This is a genomic window from Denitrobaculum tricleocarpae (genome assembly GCF_007004665.1).
Classification (GTDB): domain Bacteria; phylum Pseudomonadota; class Alphaproteobacteria; order Kiloniellales; family Kiloniellaceae; genus Denitrobaculum; species Denitrobaculum tricleocarpae.
The window spans coordinates 45,166-63,812 of sequence record NZ_ML660060.1; the positions used below are offsets into that span (position 1 = coordinate 45,166).

Consider the following 18,647-nt stretch of genomic DNA (forward strand, 5'->3'; position numbering starts at 1 on the left):
CGATCGTAATCTCGAAATCTTGGTGAGGATGTTTTGGTGATGAACGGCGCGCAGACTTTGGTGAAAACCCTTCTGGGGGCGGGGGTTGACGTTTGTTTTTCCAATCCCGGAACCTCGGAGATGCATTTCGTTGCGGCGCTCGACGAGCATCCCGACATGAAGTGTGTCCTGGGTCTGCATGAAACCGTCGTCACAGGCGCCGCCGACGGCTACGCGCGCATGGCCGGTAAGCCCGCCGCGACACTGCTGCACCTGGGCCCTGGCCTGGGCAACGGCCTGGCGAACCTGCACAACGCCAAGCGGGCGCGCTCGCAGGTGGTCAATGTGGTCGGGGATCACGCCACCTATCACGGCCACTTCGATGCGCCCCTGACTTCGGATGTGGAAGGTATTGCACGGCCGGTTTCAGACTGGGTGCGATCCAGCAAAACCTCGCACCGGGTGGCCGGCGACGCCGCCGAAGCCATCGCCGCAGCCAGACAAGCGCCCGGGCACATCGCGACACTCATTCTACCCGCGGACTGCGCCTGGAGCGAGGCAACGGGCCCGGCGTCTCCCATCGAACCGCCCAAGCCGCTGGCGCCCATCGAGGCAGCCGTGAGCACCGCGGTCGACTGGCTGCGCAGCGGCCGCAAGGTGGCGGTTCTCCTGGGCGACCAAGCGCTGATGGAGGAGAATCTGGAGCTTGCCGGGAAGATTTCGGCAGCCTCCGGCTGTGAGCTTTTTTCGCCGACCAGCAACCGCCGTATGATGCGCGGCGCCGGGCGCGTGGCGGTCGAACGCATCGCCTATCCGGTCGATGTGGCGCTGGCGCGCCTCGCGGACTTCGAGGTGGTGCTTTCGTTCGGTGCCGATGAACCGGTCGCTTTTTTTGCTTATCCCGGCAAGCCAAGCCGGGTGTTCCCGGAAGGCTGTGAAGTGATTCCGGTGGCCACGGTCCGTCAGGACATTCCTGCGGCGCTGGCCGCGGTCTGCGAGGGTCTGGGTGCGCAAAACACCGCCGCGCCCGTCACGGAGCTTGCGTTGCCCGATGCACCAACCGGCGCAATTACACCGGACGCCGCCGCCGCTGTCATCGCTCGTTCTCTGCCGGAAAACACCATTGTCATCGATGAGGCCATTACCTCGGGCCGGAGCCTGGACGGCATCACGCGCGGAGCTGTCGCTCATGACTGGCTGCAGCTCACCGGCGGCGCGATCGGGGGCGGTTTTCCCCTGGCGACCGGCGCGGCGACGGCCTGTCCCGACCGCCCGGTTCTGGCGCTTCAGGCGGACGGCTCCGGCGCGTACTCGCTGCAGGCGCTCTGGACCCAGGCGCGGGAGGAGCAGCATGTGGTGACCCTGATCTTCGCCAACCGGGAATACCGGATTCTCAAGGGCGAGATGGCCAACGTCGGTGTGAAGACGGTCGGGAAAAACGCCCTGGGCATGCTCGACCTGCGGCGCCCGACCATCGGCTGGGTCGATCTGGCCAAAGGCTTCGGAGTCGCAGGCGAAGCTGTGGAGAGCGTCGAAGATCTGACGGCGGCTCTGACGCGAGGCTTCGCCGAGAAGCGGCCTTATCTCATCGAAGCGATCATGCCGTAGTTTTGACGGCTCGCGCTGCGTCGGTTCCGGCCCGCTCATCCTCCCGGCCGCTTTGTGGGGTTTGATTATGTTCGGCTAGCGCCGAACCGGCACCAGCCCGCTCCCCCTCCCAACCACCCAATGCGATTATCCTGCGGGTAGTTGGGAGGGGGAGCGGGCCGGCACCGCAAATTACAAAATACTTACCCCTCACTCCGTTCCCGAAGAAAGCGGATCAGCGCCTGTCCGGCGTTGTGGATGTGGGCGGCGGTCAGGGTGACGGCCTTGCGGGCGTCGCGCTTGAAGCAGGCGTCCAGAATGGCGTCGTGATCGCGTCTCGCGCGGGCCATGCCCTCGGTCAGGTCGAGCTGGGCGCGCACATAACGCTCGACCCGGTCGTTGGCGCCCTGCACGATTTCCAGGTAATAGGGCCGCCCTGAATCCCGATAGAGCGCCGAATGAAAGAGACGGTTAAGGTCGCCCCATTTTGCAGGGTCTGTCTCTGCGGCAAAGGCCTCGCAATAGCCTTTTGCCAGCTCGAGAGACTCCGGGGTCATGGATTCGACCGCGTACTCGATCAGTTTGGATTCCACCAGACCGCGGAACTCGAAGATTTCCTCGATCTCGCTGGGCGACATGGAGGCGACGACAACGCCCTTGTAGCGGACCGAGGTGACCAGGCCCTGGGCTTCCAGGCGCTTGAGAGCCTCGCGGACGGGAATGCGGCTGACGCTGAAGAGCTTTGCGACGCTTTCCTGCCGGATGGTCTCGCCTTCGGCCATTTCCCCCCGGATGATCGCGTCCCGCAGGGCGTCGTAGATGACGTCCGAAGTGGAGGCGGTGAGGCTCAGGTTGACGGCCTTCAGATTCAGTTCGCTCGCCACTCACGTCTCTCGTTCTGTTGCGTTCCGGTTCAAAACTAACTCTAGTCTAAATTGGATCCAATATACTATAGTTGATCTCAGAACGAAACCAATGCCGCTGAGCCGGGCCGGACAAAAGCTGCAAAAACACCGGGCGGACCAGCGGACGAACAACGAGGGCGCGAGATCATGTGGAAGGGTATTTTTCCGGCGGTCACCACGAAGTTCACCGAAGACGGCGGGCTCGATCATGACGAGATGAAGCGCTGCTTCGACCTGCAGATCGACGCCGGCTGCGACGGGATTATTGTCTGCGGGTCCCTGGGGGAAGGCTCCATGCTGTCCCAGGAGGAACGTCTGGAGGTCATGAAGACCGCGCAGGCCTCGGCGGGAGATCGTCCGGTCCTGATGACCGTGGCGGAGGCCGCTACCCGGGAAGCCTGTGCCCTGGCCGAAAAGGCCGCCAAGGCAGATGCCTCGGGCCTGATGATTGTGCCCAGCCCGATCTATCACACCAATCCGGAAGAGACGAAAGCGACCCTGCGGGCCGTGGCCGAGGCAAGTGATCTGCCGATCATGATCTATTCCAATCCGGTGGCCTACCGGGTCGACGTCACGCCCGACGTGATGGAGGATCTGGCCGACGATGCGCGCTTCGTGGCGATCAAGGAGTCCTCGGATAACATCCGCCGGACCACGGACATCATCAACCGCCTGGGCGACCGCTACGATGTTTTCACCGGTGTCGACAATCTGGCCTTCGAGGCGCTCTCGGTCGGGGCCGTCGGCTGGGTCGCCGGTCTGGTGGTGGCCTTTCCGAAGGAGACGGTGGCCATTTACCGCCTGATGAAGGCGGGCCGGGTCGACGACGCCCTGCAGATTTACCGCTGGTTCCGGCCGCTGCTGGATCTCGATGTCTCGACCTATCTGGTGCAGAACATCAAGCTTGCCGAAGCCCTGGAGATCAAATCCAACGACCGGGTGCGCATGCCGCGCATGCCGCTGTCGGGCGCGCGCCGGGCCGAGGTCGAGAAGATCATCATGGATGCGATCGCCAGCCGTCCGGTGCTTCAGGATCTCGATTCGCTGGTCGCTTGATAAAGTCGCCTGAGCAGACGGAAGGATCGTCCGGGAGGGGGCAGGAATGAAAATCACCGGGATCAGGGTCTATCAGGTCGACCTGCCCCTGAAGGAAGGCCGCTACAGCTGGTCGAACGGCAACTTCGTGGAGACCTTCGACGCCACGGTGGCCGCGGTCGAGACCGACGCGGGCCTGACGGGTTACGGCGAGTGCTGTCCGCTGGGTTCGGCCTACCTGCCTTCCTACGCCCTGGGGGTGCGTTCGGGGCTTGCTGAGATCGGACCGAAGCTGATCGGTCTGAACCCGACCGATCTGGGGCCGCTGAACCGGCATATGGATGCGGTCTTACGGGGGCATCCTTATGTGAAGTCGGCCATCGACGTGGCCTGTTGGGATATTCTTGGCAAGGCCACCGGGATGCCGGTCTATAAGCTGCTGGGCGGCGCGGAACAGGACGAGGTGCAGCTTTACCGGGCGATTTCTCAGGAAAGCCCGGCGGAGATGGCAGCGAAGATCGCGGGCTACCGCGCCGAGGGCTATCACAAATTCCAGCTTAAGGTCGGCGGGGATGCCGACACCGATATCGAGCGTATCCGCACCTGTGCCAAGGAAATGCAGAAGGGCGATACCCTGGTGGCGGATTCCAACACGGGCTGGAGCATGCACGAAGCCGCGCGGGTCGTGGCCGCCGTGCGCGATGTGGACGTCACTATCGAGCAACCCTGTCCGACTTACGAGGAGTGCCTGGTGACGCGGCGCCGCACGGCGCTGCCCTTCGTGCTGGATGAGGTGATTGACGGCGTCGGCACTCTGATGCGGGGCATCGCCGACGGGGCCATGGATGTGATCAACCTCAAGATCTCAAAGGTCGGCGGTTTCACCAAGGCGCGGGTCATGCGCGATATCTGTGTTGCCTCCGGCATTCCCATGACCATCGAGGACACCTGGGGCGGCGATATCGTGACCGCCTCCATCGCCCATCTGGCGCGCGCGACGCCGGAAGAGTTCGTCTTCTCGGCTACGGATTTTAACAGCTACGGTACGGTGGAGATTGCCAGCGGCGCGCCCAAGCGGGTCCAGGGCCGTATGACGGCGGCGGAGCGTCCAGGTTTGGGAATTGAGCCGCTTTTCGATGTGCTCGGTGACCCGGTGCTTTCCATCTGATTTAAAGGACGGAACGGCATGCGCGCCAGCAAAGTCATACATGTCGTTTCCTGCCACGCGGAGGGCGAGGTCGGGGATGTCATCACCGGCGGTGTGATGCCGCCACCGGGCGAGACGATCTGGGCGCAGTCACGCTGGATCGCCGAAGATCAGACGCTGCGTAATTTCATGCTCAACGAGCCGCGCGGTGGCGTCTTCCGCCACGTGAACCTGCTGGTGCCGCCGAAAGATCCGCGCGCGGCGGCCGGCTGGATCATCATGGAACCCGAAGACACGCCGCCCATGTCCGGTTCCAATTCAATCTGCGTGGCGACGGTTTTGCTGGACTGCGGAATGGTCCCGATGACCGAGCCGCAGACGCGCATGATCCTGGAGGCGCCGGGTGGCCTGGTGGCGGTCACCGCTGACTGCCACAAGGGCAAGGCGGAACGCATTACGGTCCGCAATCTGCCGTCCTTTGCCGACAAGCTGGATGCGGTGCTGGAGGTCGCGGGGCTCGGGACGCTTCGGGTCGATACCGCCTACGGCGGCGATAGCTTTGTCATTGCCGATGCTAAGGATCTCGGCTTCGCCATCACACCGGATGAGGCGCGGGAGATCTCGGAGACCGGTGTGCGGATCACTGACGCGGCCAACGAGCAACTGGGTTTTGCGCATCCGGAAAACGCCGAATGGACTCACATTTCCTTCTGTCAGATTGCGGCGCCGCTGGAGCAACAGCCCGACGGTCTGCACGGGCGCAATGCGGTGGCGATCAAACCAGGGAAACTGGATCGCTCCCCCTGCGGCACCGGCTGCTCGGCGCGCATGGCGGTTATGCATGCAAAGGGAGAGTTGAAGCTGGGTGAAGGCTTCGTAGGGCGCTCGATCATCGGCTCACGCTTCGATTGCCGGATCGAGGAAGAGATCGCACTGGGTGATCAAGCGGCCATCGTGCCTTCCATTGCGGGACGCGCGTGGATTACTGGAACGCATCAGCATATGCTCGACCCGGACGATCCCTGGCCGGGCGGTTACAAAGTCGGCGACACCTGGCCAGTGGCTTAGAAGAGGAAACTGGCGCTTCAGAACCTGGCTGGTGAAATCATGGAAAGATCGCTGTTCGCGGCTTTGCCCTCAAGGCAGTCGGCGATGATCCGGCCTGTGCCGGGCGCCATGCCGAGGCCGTAATGACTGTGGCCGAAGGCGGCGATCAGGTTATGGAACCCGGGGACCGGCCCGATGGCCGGAAGGTTGTCCGGGAAGGAGGGGCGGATGCCCATCCACTGCCTTTTAGCGCCTGTGTTCAGTCTCGGCAGAAGACGTTTCGCAAGGGGTTCCAAAGCCTGGGCGCGGGCATAGTTCGGTGGGGCGTCGAGGCTGGCGAATTCGGCGGTGCCCGCGACCCGTACGCCGCCGTTCATGGAGCTGACAATGATCTTGGCGCCGGCATCCTGGATGGAATTGTTGAGCGCGACCTGCGGCTCGGTGAATTCCAGATGATAACCCCGCTCGGCGATGAGTGGCAGATAAATGCCGAGAGGCCGCAATAACTCTGCCGACCAGATCCCTACAGCCAGAACGAGCTTTCTGGTAGGGATCAAACCCTCCGTCGTTTCCAGGTTGTGGGTCCCATCTTCCCGGGGCCGCAAGGCCGTCACCTCACACCGCCGGAAGGCGGCGCCACACGTCTGCGCCTGCGCCGCCAGAACCTTGCAGAGTTTACCGGGGTCCCGTGCGCGCGCCTGATCTTTTACGAGAGCGGCGGAGTGGTAGCCGGGGGCGAGGTCGGGTTCCAAATCCCGCAATTCTTCACCGCCGATGATCTCGACCTTCGCCCCTCGCGCGCTCCGCAATCTGTAAGGCAGGTCCTCGAGTGCCGGCTTTGTGTCGCCCCGATAGACACTGACGTGCATGCTCTCGGCCAGGAGGTTCTCATGGCCCGTGCCCGAGAGATACCGGCGGTAGAGCTCGAGATTCTCAAGCATCAGCAGGCTCATGGCATCGGAGATTTTCTCGACCTTTTCCGGCGTCGCGTTGCACAGAAAGGACCAGGCCCAGGGCAGAATCGAAGGCAGATCGCGCCAGCGGACCTTCACCGGGCCTTTGGGGTCGAGCAGCCAGCGTGGCACGGATTTCCAGACCTCCGGCGTACACTGCGGGACCACAGACCAGGGTGAGATCACGCCTGCGTTGCCGTAGCTGGTTTCTTCGCCGGGATCTTTGCGGTCGATGATCGTCACGGTGAGACCGCGTTCCAATGCGCTGAGCGCGCAGCAGACACCGACGATCCCGGCGCCCAGGATCGTGACGTCGGCCGCTTCCTTGCCGGACTCTCTCTTCATCTCAGCCTGTCACCTGACTCGCGTTTGTTCTGCGTTGGGCGAGCAGTTGCAGCAGGGCGACCGGCGCCAGGATCGCGAGTGACACCAGATCAGCCTGCCAGCTTGGCGCGATGAAGATCAGCCCCGCGACCGCACAGAGCAGGCGCTCGATGACACTCATGGGCGCCAGGAAGTACCCGACAACCGCTGCCGAAAGAGCAAGGACCCCGGCGATACAGCTTATCGCACTGTAGGAGAACTCGAGTGCGTCAAAGCCGGTTGAAGATACGAAGAGCAACACCGGCGCGTAGACGAAGGCCATGGGCGCCACGATCTTGCCCAGCCCGAGGGTAAAGGCCGAGATGCCGGTTCTGAAGGGATTGGAATTGGCGATCGCCGCGGCGGCATAGGCGGAGGTGCAGACCGGTGGTGTGATCTCCGAGACCACGCCGTAGTAGAGCACGAACATATGGCTGGCGATCGGCGGCACACCCAGCTGCGCGAGCGCGGGCTGCGCGACCGAGACCAGCATGATGTAGAGCGCCGTGGTCGGAATGCCCGCGCCCATCAGAATACAGGCGGTGGCGATCAGCAGCAGTGAAAGGAAGAGCTGCAGATCGGCCTGGGTGAAGATGTCGAAGGCGCCGAAGGGGATCAGTTCGTAGAGGCTTTGCGCCATAGCCGCAGCCCCGGAAGTGACCATGAAGCCGATGCGAAAACCGATGCCCGTGGTGTTGATCACACCGACGACGATGCCCACCGCGGCCGAGGCGGCGCCGACTGCCAGAGCGTATTTCACGCCGGTTTCGACGGCTTCGGATAGTTCCGGCATCCTGATCCGCTCCTGCGGATTGAAGACGCCGAGAACCGCGCCGGAACAGAGGATGACGGTCATGGTGAGATCGAAGCCGCCGCCCAGGAATTTCCAGACCACGAAGGCGATAAAGGCAATGGGAAAGAGCAGCGTGACGGGCGCCGAAATCCGGGCGGCCCCGACGATCAGGGCCATGGAGATGCCGCAGAAGGCGGACATGTAGGGGGTGTAGCCGGTAAAGAGCACGACCAGCAGCGCCACCAGCGGAATCAGATTGGCCCAGCCCTCGCGCCAGACCGCCCCCAAGCGGGGCAGCAACTCTGCGCTGAGGCCCTTGAGGTCCAGCTTGCGGGCCATCAGATGAACAACCGCGAAAACGCCGACATAGTGCAGCAGCGCCGGAAAGATCGCGGCAATGACGATGGTGGTGTAGGGGAGCTCCAGGAATTCCGCCATGATAAAGGCGGCCGCCCCCATGATCGGCGGCGTGATCTGTCCGCCCGCCGAACTGGCGGCTTCGACGCCGCCCGCGAAGTGACCGGGATAACCCAGGCGCTTCATGTTGGGGATGGTCAGTGCGCCGGTCGACACGGTATTGGCGACGGAGGAGCCGGAGATCGTGCCGAAAAAGGCGGAGGATACCACCGAGACCTTCGCGGGACCGCCGGTGTAGCGTCCGGCCAGAATGGTCGCGTTATCGATGAAGAGCTTGCCCAGACCCGTGCGCTGGGCAATGACGCCGAAGAGGACGAAGTGAAAGACGATGGTCGAAACCACCCACAGCGTCACCCCGAAGATGCCCTCCGCAGGAAAATAGATATTGTTGATGAACTGCCGCCAGTTGGTGCCCGGATGATTGAGTATCCCCGGATAGTACTGGCCGAAGAGGGCGTAGGAAATGAAGACGCAGATGATCAGGGGCAAGACCCACCCCAGGGTTCTGCGTGCGAGATCCAGCACCAGGATGATCAGAACACTGCCGAAAAAGATGTCGTAGGTGTTGGGGTTACCTTGCCGGAAGGTCTGCTCGGTGATGCCCAGGAAATCGATGCCCCGCCAGGCCGCTCCGATGTAGAGGGCGCTGACAATACCGAGAGACATCAGCAGGTAATCATAAAGCGGTACGTTGCCCGGACTGAGGATAGAGCGTTTCATGGCCAAGGCGTTCCTGGAGCGCACCAGGGGGAAGAGCGCATAGGTCATGATGAAAAGGCCGGTCAGGTGCAGGCCCATATGCCAATAGTCGACCGGCAGGCCGAAGCCCGCTGTGATGAAGTGGTAGATGGCGAAGACCAGCGCAACGGCACGCAGAAGCCTGGCGACAGGAACGGAAACCTCTCGCGTCGAAGAGGCTTCATCGTATTTTTCCTCGATAGCGGCGAGTTCTTCCGCCGTGAGCTCATGGTCCCGGTTCACGGTTGGATCCGACATTATGTCCCCCTGATTCCTCCACCGCCCGGCGGCGGCGATTTTGGTGCCGCCGCCGGGTACTTCAGACGCAATGCGCGTTTTTCCGGCGGAGTCTTACTTCAGCAGGCCGGCTTCTTTGTAGAAACGCTCCGCACCCGGGTGCAGCGGAACGCCGAGGCCAAGAACGCCGTCGAGCGCCGTTTCGGCAGTGATCTGCTTGCCCTTTGCGTGGCCGTTGTCGAGCAACTTACGGGTGTTCTTGTTCCAGAGCGCTTCGGTGATGCCGTAGATCAGCTCTTCCGGCTGATCGGCGGAAACCACCAGCATGGCGCTGACCGCCGGCGTGACGGTGTCGCTGTCGATCCCTTCATAGGCGCCGCCTGGAATCTTTGAGGGAATGTAAGAAGGGATAATCTCGTTGATTTTCTTGATTTCGTCGTCGCTGAAGGAATAAAGGCTCATCCCCTTCGTGGACGACAGCTGCACCATCGCGGCCACCGGCCAGCCCGCCGCATAGAAGTAGGCATCGAGCTGACCATCCGACAGGCGCTCGGCGGACTGCGAGTTGTTTAGCTCGGCTTCGTCCATGTTGTCGCGGGTGACGCCGTAGGCTTCCAGCATCTGCAGCACGGCGACCTGGGTGCCCGAGCCCGCCTGTGCAATGCCGACCCGCTTGCCTTTCAGGTCCGCAAGCCCGTTCAGATCACCGCCCTTGGGCAGAACGAGATGCAGATCCTCCGGGAACAGGTTGGCGATGACGCGCAGCTTGGGATGCGGTTTTCCCTCGAACTTTCCGGTCCCCGAGTACATGGCCAGCAGTGTGTCGGCGGCTGTCATGCCGGCTTCCAGCTCGCCGCTCTGAACGGCAGCGTTGTTTTGCACCGAGGCGTTCGTGGACTGTGCAATGGCGATCAGGCCGGGCACGCCACATTGTCCCCCTTCGTCGCAGGCGCGTGAGCCTGGCGGGGCGGAAATGGCGTTGGCGATGGTCCCGCCGATCGGGAAGTAGGTGCCGCCGGCGCCGCCGGTGCCGATACGGAAAAAGGTCGGTGTCTGTGCCTGTGCTGTCGCCGCTAAAATCGCCGCGCCGCTGATTGCGGCGGCGAGGACTGTTGTTCTTATTTTCATGGGTCTCTCCCCTGTTGCTCCCAGCCGACCCCATTGATCGGCAACACGAAATGGTAAGAGCGGCGGGATATTTGCTCAAATTATTAATTTCTCTATATTTATAGAAAAAATTTATGAGGTGGTGTTGTGAATCTGAAACAGATGTCGGCCTTCCGGGAGGTGATGCTGACCGGATCGGTTTCCGAGGCGGCGCGGAACCTGAACCGCACCCAACCCTCCATCAGCCACATGATTTCCGGTTTGGAAGACGAGCTGGGTATGCGGCTTTTCGAGCGGCAGCGCGGCCGCCTGCACCCGGTGCCCGAAGCCCAGTACCTCTTCAAGGAATGCACCGACGTCCTCAACCGTATCAGCAGCGTCAGTCAGAACATGCAGCGTATGAAGACGATGGAAAGCGGTGAGCTCAAGATCGTTTCCATGCCGGGACCGGCCACGGTTATCCTGCCCGAGCTGATCTGCCAGCATCTTGGGACGAAGCCGGAGGTCAAGGCGACGTTATTGTCCCGCAGCTCGGACGCGGTCCAGCAGCTGGTCGGGTCTCAGCAGTTCGATCTGGGCATCGCGGACCATGACCCGGCCCGGACCATCGAAGCCTCGCTGGTGTCCGCCGAGACCTTTTTCTTTGATTGTATCTGTGCCGTTCCGGCGGAGGACCCGCTGGCAGACCTGCCGGTGATCACGCCTGCGGAGCTCTCCGGGAAACCCCTGGCGACGCTCTTTACCGAGCATCGCAGCCATATCCTGACCCGCCGCGCGTTCGAGGCCGAGGGGCAAAGTCTCAATGTGCGTTTTGTCGGGCAGTTCTTCCACCCGCTTTTGACCTATGTGGAGCAGGAGTTTGCTTGCGCGATCATCGATCCTGTAACGGCGGAGTCCTGGCTATCCCGGGCCGCGCAGCCCAACTCCATCGTCTTTCGCCCCTTCGCGCCGGCAATTGAGTTCGGCATCGACCTGCTGACCCCGGCCTACCGCCCGGCGTCGCTGCTCGCCGGATCCTTCGCGGACCGCCTGATCGAGGTCTTCATGAAGATCGGCGCACGGCGCATGGGGCAGGGCTCGTCGGGCGAGGCGGTTGCCTAACTCTCAGCCAGGACCAGGTCGGCGCCCTTTTCTCCGACCATGATCGCGGGAGCGTTTGTGTTGCCGGAGGTCACCGCCGGAAAGACTGAGGCGTCGATCACGCGGAGGTTCTGCAGGCCGTAGACCTTGAGTTTGTGATCGACCACGTTCTCAGCCGGTGATGGGCCCATGCGGCAGGTGCTGACCGGGTGAAAGACGGTCGAGCTGCGTTTGCGGATGTCGGCGATCATGGCCTCGTCGCTTTCGACCGCGCGTCCGGGCTGCAGCTCTTCCTCGATGAGGGCTGAGAGGGACGGAGTTGCAGCGAGTTTGCGCAGGAAACGCACGCCCTCCAGCATTTCCTGCAGATCGTGATTGGTGGAGAGGGAGTTGGGGTGGATGTCCGGCTGGACCGCCGGATCGCTTGAGCTGATCTGCAGATAGCCCCGGCTGGTGGGACGGCAGGGTGAGATCCCCAGCAGGAAACCCGGGTAGGGATCGGGAGACATGAGCGGGCGCTTGCCCGGCGGCGCCTTGATGTAGCTGACCGGCGAGAAATAAAGCTGCATATTCGGGCGCTCGATGTCGGGCCGGGTGCGGAAGAAACCGCCGCCCTGATTGACGCTGAGGCAGAGCGGTCCCTGGCGCAGCAGCAGGTACTTCATCCCTGCCCAAAGCTTGCCGTGCCAGGGATGCAGTTCATTGTTAAGGGTTGGCCTGCGGGCGCGGTAGAGATGGTCGACCCCCAGATGATCCTGCAGGTTCCGGCCGATCGCCGGGCTCTCATGCAGGACTTCGATGCCGAGAGGCTTCAGGACATCGGCGGGGCCGACGCCGGAGAGCTGCAACAGCTGCGGCGAGGCGATCGATCCGGCGGAGAGAATGACTTCCCGCGCCGCGCGCGCCTGACGAAGCCGGCCGCCTTGCCGGTACTCGACGCCGACGGCCTTCTTGCCCTCGAAGAGAATACGGGTTGCCTGGGCCTTGCCTTTGACCCGCAGGTTGGGGCGTTTCATGGCGGGCCGCAGATAGGCCCGGGCCGCCGACATGCGGATACCGTTTCGTGTGGTGATCTGGTAGAGGCCGACACCTTCCTGGGTTTCGCCGTTGAAATCCTCATTGCGGCGCAGGCCCGCTTCCATGGCGCCCTTGATGTAAACCTCATTCAGCGGGTGCACATGCCGGGAAACATCCGCGACATGCAGCGGGCCGCCGGTCCCGCGCCAGGCATCGGCGCCGCGCGCATTGTCTTCGGACTTCTTGAAGTAAGGCAGGACGTCGTCCCAGCCCCAACCCGGATTGCCGAGCTCTTTCCAGGCGTCGAAATCGGCGGCCTGACCGCGGATGTAGACCATAGCATTGATGGAGGAAGAGCCCCCCAGCACCTTGCCGCGCGGCCAGTAGCCCTCGCGGTTGTCCAGGCCGGGGTCCGGGGCGGTCCGGTACATCCAGTTGACGCCCGGGTCGTAGAAGGATTTGCCGTAGCCGATAGGCATCTGCACCCAGAAGCGCCGGTCGCTGTCGCCGGCTTCCAGAAGCAGAATGCGATGCTTCCCGTTCGCACTCAGACGGTTGGCCAGGACGCAGCCTGCCGAACCGGCGCCGACGATGATGTAGTCGTAGTTCATTCTGGAGGTTGCTGACACGGGGTTGTCTCGCCTTCATTGATGATCCGTGGGGGAGACTAAGTGACGTGCCTGTGGTGCGTCAGGTCCATTTTCGACATCCTGTCAGACCACTCGGCCTGTCCCGGCATTGGGGTGAACGCCCTCCAGGGCGCTGGCGAGCGTGGTGACACCCGCGACGATATCCGGTGGTTTGATGCCGCTGAAGCCCAGGACCAGTCCGTTCCTTTGCGTGGGGGCGATGGAAAAGCGCTCGATGGGCGTCACCGTAATGCCCTTTTGCCCGGCCGCCGCCGCCGCCTCATTCTCTCTGAGGTCGTCCGGCAGCAGGCCGATGGTGTGAAGACCGGTGTCGGTGGGCACAATCTCGAGCAGGCCCGAAAGATGTTCCCTGGCGGCGTCGCAGAGGACCTGATGGCGCTCCGCGTAGATCTTGCGCATGCGCCGAATGTGGGCGGCGAAGTGGCCTTCCTCCATGAAACTTGCGACGACAGCCTGGTTGGCCGAGGGCACGCCCTGCAAAAAGGCATTGCTGACCTGGTTGAAGACATCGACCAGGGCCGGGGGCGATACAAAATACCCCAGGCGCAGCGCGGGGAAGAGGGTCTTGCTGAAGGTCCCGACATAGATCACGCGGCCCGTCGCGTCGACGCTTTTCAGGGTCGGTTGCGGATGTCCGCCGTAACAGAACTCGCCGTCGTAATCGTCTTCGATGATCAGCGCTTCGGCCTTGTCCGCCGCCTTTAAAAGGGCGAAACGCCGCTCAAGCGACATGGTCGAACCCAAGGGTTGCTGATGGGCCGGCGTGACGAAGGCAAGGCGGAAATCAGGGGCCAGACGCAGGCCTTCTTCGACCATCAGGCCATGGTCATCGACAGGCATGGGGATCAGGTTTGCGCCACAGGCGACCAGGGAGTTGCGGGCGCCGATAGCGCCGGGATTCTCGAACCAGACCTTGTCGTTGAGATCGAGCAGCAGGCTGCCGATCAGATAAAAGGCCTGCTGCGCGCCGCCGACGATAAAGATCTGCTCGGGCTCACAGGCGATGCCCCTGTTGGCCCGGAGATGGGACGCGACGGCACGGCGCAAAGGCCCGTAGCCATGCGGGTCGCTATAGCCCATAACGATGTTGCGCTGATCGCGCCAGTGCTTGGACATCTGGCGTGACCAGAGAGCCAGGGGAAAAGCATCGAAGGCCGGCATGGCGGTGGTGAAGGCGCGGGGTTTGTGCGGCAGGCGTTCGTTGAACATCTCCGAGGCCCTGGCGATCGTGCGTGAGAGACGGGGCTTGCTGAGTGGTTGCTGCGCCGCGTCGGTGGGCGGGGATGCCGCCGCAGGACGGTTTTCCCTCAGCGCGTCGCTGACAAAGGTGCCCGCGCCGGTGCGGGACTCGATCAGCCCCTCGGCGGCCAGGCGCTCGAAAACCTCGATGACGGTGGTTCTGGAGATGCCGAGGTCTTTCGCCAGGGTGCGGCTCGCGGGCAGGCGCTCGCCCGCGTTGAGACCGCCGGAGAGGATCATTTCACGGATCGCCGTGAAGACCTGAGTGGTGACCAGTCGCCCGGACTCGCGGTCGATATGCAGAGAGAGCAGCAGGGCGCCGCCGCTTCGTTTGACCATTGGGACCGGCATCCTTCCTGGAGTCTGACCACGTTTTCGCAGATCAAGTGGTATTGTAGAATGTTTAAAATGGATCTTATCTCCAGTCCAATTCATTGTCATATCGATTAATCGAAAAGATCTTTCACCCCTGTTTGAGCTGGAAGCAGGGCAAAATCAGACATCGAAGCCAAAGCGGTATTGCGTTCTTATGAAAATCAAATCCATCGAGACCTTCTCAACTCAATACGTCGGTTTCGTCCGGGTGACCACGAGAGACGGCGCGCAGGGCTGGGGCCAGGTTTCGACTTACAATGCGGACATATCATCCCTGGTGCTGCACCGTCAGGTCGCGCCCTGGGCGCTGGGAGAGGATGCACGCGATATCGATTCCCTGGTCGATAGCATCACCGAGCGCGAACACAAATTTCCCGGCTCCTACCTGCGGCGTGCGATCGGCGGACTGGACACTGCGCTCTGGGATCTGCACGGCAAGCTGGCCGGTAAAAGCGTCTGTGAGCTGCTGGGCGGGACGCCCCGGCCGATCCGCGTCTATGCCTCCTCCATGAAGCGCGACGTCACGCCCGCGCAGGAGGCCGAGCGTCTTCTCACGCTGCGGGACCGCGACGGCTACGATGCCTTCAAATTCCGGATCGGCGCGGAATGCGGGCACGATGTTGACGAGTGGCCGGGCCGGACCGAGCAGATCGTGCCCATGATGCGCAAGGCCATGGGTGATGGCACAGCTTTGCTGGTCGACGCCAACAGCGGCTTTTCACCCAAGCGGGCCATCGAGGTGGGCCGGATGCTGGAGGACAACGGCATTTCCCACTACGAAGAACCCTGCCCCTACTGGGAGCTGGAGCAGACCAAGGAGGTGACCGATGCGCTCGACATCGATGTCACCGGCGGGGAGCAGGACTGCGATCTGGTGAACTGGCGCCGGATCATCGGGATGCGCGCGGTCGATATCGTGCAGCCGGACGTGAGTTATCTCGGCGGCATGACCCGCACCCTGCGGGTGGCCAAGATGGCCGAGACGGCGGGGCTGCCCTGCACGCCGCACTGCGCCAACCTCTCACTGGTCACGCTTTTTACCATGCATCTCCTGGGCGCGATCCCAAATGCCGGCAAGTATCTGGAATTCTCCATCGAAGGCCCGGACTACTATCCCTGGCAGGAGGGACTCTACGAGCGCTCACCCTACGATATCACCGATGGTAAGGTGACAATCCCCGATGCGCCGGGTTGGGGCGTGGAGCTCTCTCAAGCCTGGCTGGACGCGGCGGACTATCAGATCAGCGAAATGAGTTGAGTCCAGACCGGGGCCGGGCCAACATCTTGTCTCCTTTGGATGGCCGGATCGACAGGGAGCTCTCGTGAGTTCAAATCTCTTCACCGATGATTTCAAGACCGACCCCTACTGGTGGGAGGATACGCCGCGACCCCGGATCGAAGCGATCGAGCTACCCAAGACCGCGGACGTGGTGGTGATCGGTTCTGGCTACACCGGTTTGAATGCAGCCCTGGAGACCGCGCGCGGCGGGCGTGACACTCTGGTGCTCGATGCCGAGGCAGCGGGCTGGGGCTGCAGCACGCGCAACGGCGGGCAAATCAGCACCAGTGTGAAGTCGGACCTGGAGAGCCTGAGCGCGAAATACGGCCAAGACAAGGCCTTCGCGATCATGAAGGAAGGTCATAACGCGCTCGCCTGGATCGAGGACTTCGTGGGCCGGGAAAAAATTGATTGCCATTTCAAGGTGCCGGGCCGGTTCCACGCGGCCCATTCGGCGGCGCAGTTTGAAGCCCTGGCTGTGGAAGTCGGGCATGATACGCCGGGTCTGGAGATCGGCGCAGAGCTGGTGCCCCGCGGGGAACAACGCCGTGAGTTGGGCACGGACGCCTACCATGGCGGTGTCGTTTTTCCAAAACACGCCTCCCTCGATCCGGGGCGCTATCATCAGGGACTTCTGGACCGGGTCCTTGAAGCCGGTGCCGCTGTGATCGAGCACTGCGCCGTGACCTCGGTCGAGCGCAAGACGGACGGCTTCCAGGTCACGACTCCGCGCGGCAGCGTTCTGGCCCGTGACGTGGTGGTTGCCACCAACGGCTATACCGGAAGCGTGACGCCCTGGCAGCGGCGGCGGGTGATTCCGATCGGCAGCTACGTGATTGCGACCGAGCCTCTGGTGCCGGATCTCATGAACCGTCTGATGCCCAAGGACCGGATCGTCAGCGACACGCGCAAGGTGGTCTATTACTACCGGCCCTCGCCGGACCGGACCCGTATCGTCTTCGGCGGGCGGGTGTCGCACAACGAGACGGATCCCCTGACCAGCGGGCCGAAGCTGCATGCCGCCATGACCGGGCTCTTCCCGGAACTGGCGGAGACCCGGATCAGCCATTCCTGGGTCGGCTTCGTCGCCTATACCTTCGATGAATTGGCGCACATCGGTCAAAAGGACGGCTTGCACTACGCCATGGGCTACTGCGGTTCCGGGGTTTCCATGGCCAGCTATCTGGGTATGCGCACGGGACAAAAGATTCTCGGGCTCCGGGAGGGCCGGACCGGCTTTGACGATCTGACTTTTCAAACCCGGCCCTTTTACAGCGGCAATCCCTGGTTCCTGGGCGCTTCGGTCATGTACTACCGCTGGCGTGATGCCCGAAGTTGAGGCTTCTCGAGTCCAATTGGTATCTTAAATTGTTGAGAATGGCCCTTCCTGCCAGACCATTATAAAGTCGTAAAATCGTAACCTGAAACAAGAAGCGCGGCTGCGTTGCCTTTCCCCACGTAGGAGGGCGCGAATGGCAGACCGATAAAGACTAAAGACAGGCGACAGATGAGGAGGCACGAAAATGGGAAAAGAAGAAAGCTTTAGCAGTAGATCAAGGACCGGCATTGCGGCGGCTGCAATGGCTCTGGCAGCCGGTGGTTTTGTCTCGGGGGCCACGGCTCAGGAGAAAGTCACCATCGCATCCTGGGGCGGGTCTTACCAGGACGCCCAGAGTAAGGCGCTCTTCCAGCCCGCGGAAAAGGCGACGGGGATCGCGGTGACCGAAGAAACCTACGGCGGAATGTCGGACGTACGCCTGAAGGTCAAAGCCGGGGCCATGACCTGGGACATCGTGGCCAGCGGATCCGGCAGCGCGGCGCGTGCGGGCGCCGAGGGCCTGCTTGAGCCTCTGGACTACGACGTCATCGACGTCTCGAATTTCTATCCGACCCTCAAAATGAAATACTGTGTCGGCGGCGATGTCTTCTCGACGGTTTTCGCCTGGAACACCGAGACTTACGGTAAGAACGGGCCGCAGAGCTGGGCCGACTTCTGGGACGTTGAGAAGTTTCCCGGCAAGCGTGCGTACCGCGGCAAGGTCGCCGGCGCGCTGGAGCCGGCCCTGATGGCCGACGGCGTGCCCATGGACCAGGTCTACGAGGTGCTCTCGACCGAAGAAGGTATCGAGCGCGCGCTGAACAAGATCCGCGAACTCAAGCCGCACATTGCGGTCTGGTGGAGCTCAGGCGCGCAGCATGCGCAACTGATGAAGGACGGTGAGGTCGATATGACCACCGGCTGGAACGGACGTTTTGATGTTGCCATCAATGACGGCGCGAAGGCGGCCTACAGCTTCAATCAGGCTCTGCTGGATTACGATTGCTTCGCAATCCCCAAGGGTGCGCCGAACAAAGATACGGCCATGAAATTCCTGGCCGAGATCAGCAAGGCCGAGTACCAGGCCAATCTGCCGAAGTACATCACCTATGGGCCGACCAACAAGATGGCCTACGAGATCGGCAAGATCGACAAGGCGGTTGCCGAGAAACTGCCGTCGCATCCGGACAACGCCAAGCTGCAGCTGCCGGTCGATATCGAGTGGTACGGCAAGTTCGAGCAGAAAGCTTCGGCGATGTATCAGGATCTGGTGACCGAATAGTACGCGGTCATCGGGAATAGGGGTGGCGCTGGGGCGTCGGAGCGCTTGTCGCTGTCCGGCGTTCCGTTCTTGATGTATTTTTTCGGGAACGATCAGACT

General features: G+C 62.4%; 14 protein-coding genes. 8 read left to right on the forward strand and 6 right to left on the reverse strand.

The window, feature by feature from the left end; translation table 11 throughout:
* The first annotated feature begins 39 nt into the window (after nt 1–39).
* Complete coding sequence (locus tag FKG95_RS22540) at nt 40–1,587, forward strand: acetolactate synthase large subunit (RefSeq protein WP_142898694.1); 1,548 nt, start codon at nt 40–42, stop codon at nt 1,585–1,587.
* A gap of 182 nt (nt 1,588–1,769) precedes the next feature.
* Here the strand turns inward: FKG95_RS22540 and FKG95_RS22545 are convergent, their stop codons facing one another.
* On the reverse strand, nt 1,770–2,450 hold the full coding sequence (locus FKG95_RS22545) for a GntR family transcriptional regulator (protein ID WP_218940328.1): 681 nt from the start codon (nt 2,448–2,450) through the stop codon (nt 1,770–1,772).
* A gap of 168 nt (nt 2,451–2,618) precedes the next feature.
* On the opposite strand from FKG95_RS22545, the gene FKG95_RS22550 reads away from it, so the two are divergent.
* From FKG95_RS22550 to FKG95_RS22560, 3 genes are read left to right on the forward strand one after another with little or no spacing between them, the layout of a single operon-like run.
* Nucleotides 2,619–3,527 (forward strand): dihydrodipicolinate synthase family protein, encoded by a 909-nt coding sequence (locus tag FKG95_RS22550; RefSeq protein WP_142898695.1) that lies wholly within the window; start codon nt 2,619–2,621, stop codon nt 3,525–3,527.
* Nucleotides 3,528–3,573: 46 nt separating this feature from the next.
* Nucleotides 3,574–4,674 (forward strand): cis-3-hydroxy-L-proline dehydratase, encoded by a 1,101-nt coding sequence (locus FKG95_RS22555; RefSeq protein WP_142898696.1) that lies wholly within the window; start codon nt 3,574–3,576, stop codon nt 4,672–4,674.
* Nucleotides 4,675–4,692: 18 nt separating this feature from the next.
* Nucleotides 4,693–5,721 (forward strand): trans-3-hydroxy-L-proline dehydratase, encoded by a 1,029-nt coding sequence (locus tag FKG95_RS22560; protein ID WP_142898697.1) that lies wholly within the window; start codon nt 4,693–4,695, stop codon nt 5,719–5,721.
* 17 nt (nt 5,722–5,738) lie between these two features.
* Here the strand turns inward: FKG95_RS22560 and FKG95_RS22565 are convergent, their stop codons facing one another.
* The 3 genes from FKG95_RS22565 to FKG95_RS22575 form a co-directional block, all read right to left on the reverse strand.
* A complete protein-coding gene (locus tag FKG95_RS22565; protein WP_142898698.1) occupies nt 5,739–6,998 on the reverse strand; it encodes an NAD(P)/FAD-dependent oxidoreductase in 1,260 nt (419 codons plus the stop codon).
* A 1-nt stretch (nt 6,999) separates the two neighbouring features.
* Nucleotides 7,000–9,222, reverse strand: coding sequence for a TRAP transporter permease (locus tag FKG95_RS22570; protein WP_142898699.1), 2,223 nt, complete (start codon nt 9,220–9,222; stop codon nt 7,000–7,002).
* Between the two features lie 93 nt (nt 9,223–9,315).
* The gene (locus tag FKG95_RS22575; protein WP_142898700.1) at nt 9,316–10,329 is read right to left on the reverse strand and encodes a TAXI family TRAP transporter solute-binding subunit; all 1,014 of its coding nucleotides are present in this window, start codon (nt 10,327–10,329) and stop codon (nt 9,316–9,318) included.
* 126 nt (nt 10,330–10,455) lie between these two features.
* Between FKG95_RS22575 and FKG95_RS22580 the strand changes: the two genes are divergently transcribed.
* On the forward strand, nt 10,456–11,409 hold the full coding sequence (locus FKG95_RS22580) for a LysR substrate-binding domain-containing protein (RefSeq protein WP_142898701.1): 954 nt from the start codon (nt 10,456–10,458) through the stop codon (nt 11,407–11,409).
* On the opposite strand, the gene FKG95_RS22585 is transcribed toward FKG95_RS22580, so the two are convergent.
* Nucleotides 11,406–13,016 carry a GMC family oxidoreductase gene (locus tag FKG95_RS22585; protein WP_142898891.1) on the reverse strand — a complete coding sequence of 537 codons (1,611 nt, stop codon included), beginning with the start codon at nt 13,014–13,016 and terminating at the stop codon, nt 11,406–11,408. The genes FKG95_RS22580 and FKG95_RS22585 overlap by 4 nt on opposite strands.
* A 102-nt stretch (nt 13,017–13,118) precedes the next feature.
* Nucleotides 13,119–14,633 carry a MocR-like pyridoxine biosynthesis transcription factor PdxR gene (gene pdxR, locus FKG95_RS22590; RefSeq protein WP_142898702.1) on the reverse strand — a complete coding sequence of 505 codons (1,515 nt, stop codon included), beginning with the start codon at nt 14,631–14,633 and terminating at the stop codon, nt 13,119–13,121.
* 190 nt (nt 14,634–14,823) lie between these two features.
* Here pdxR and FKG95_RS22595 point away from each other — a divergent pair, with 190 nt between their 5' ends.
* The 3 genes from FKG95_RS22595 to FKG95_RS22605 all read left to right on the forward strand — a co-directional run bounded on the left by FKG95_RS22595 (nt 14,824) and on the right by FKG95_RS22605 (nt 18,548).
* The gene (locus FKG95_RS22595; RefSeq protein WP_142898703.1) at nt 14,824–15,927 is read left to right on the forward strand and encodes a mandelate racemase/muconate lactonizing enzyme family protein; all 1,104 of its coding nucleotides are present in this window, start codon (nt 14,824–14,826) and stop codon (nt 15,925–15,927) included.
* Between the two features lie 64 nt (nt 15,928–15,991).
* On the forward strand, nt 15,992–17,287 hold the full coding sequence (locus FKG95_RS22600; RefSeq protein WP_218940329.1) for an NAD(P)/FAD-dependent oxidoreductase: 1,296 nt from the start codon (nt 15,992–15,994) through the stop codon (nt 17,285–17,287).
* 184 nt (nt 17,288–17,471) lie between these two features.
* A complete protein-coding gene (locus FKG95_RS22605) occupies nt 17,472–18,548 on the forward strand; it encodes an ABC transporter substrate-binding protein (protein WP_218940330.1) in 1,077 nt (358 codons plus the stop codon).
* Nucleotides 18,549–18,647: the final 99 nt, after the last annotated feature.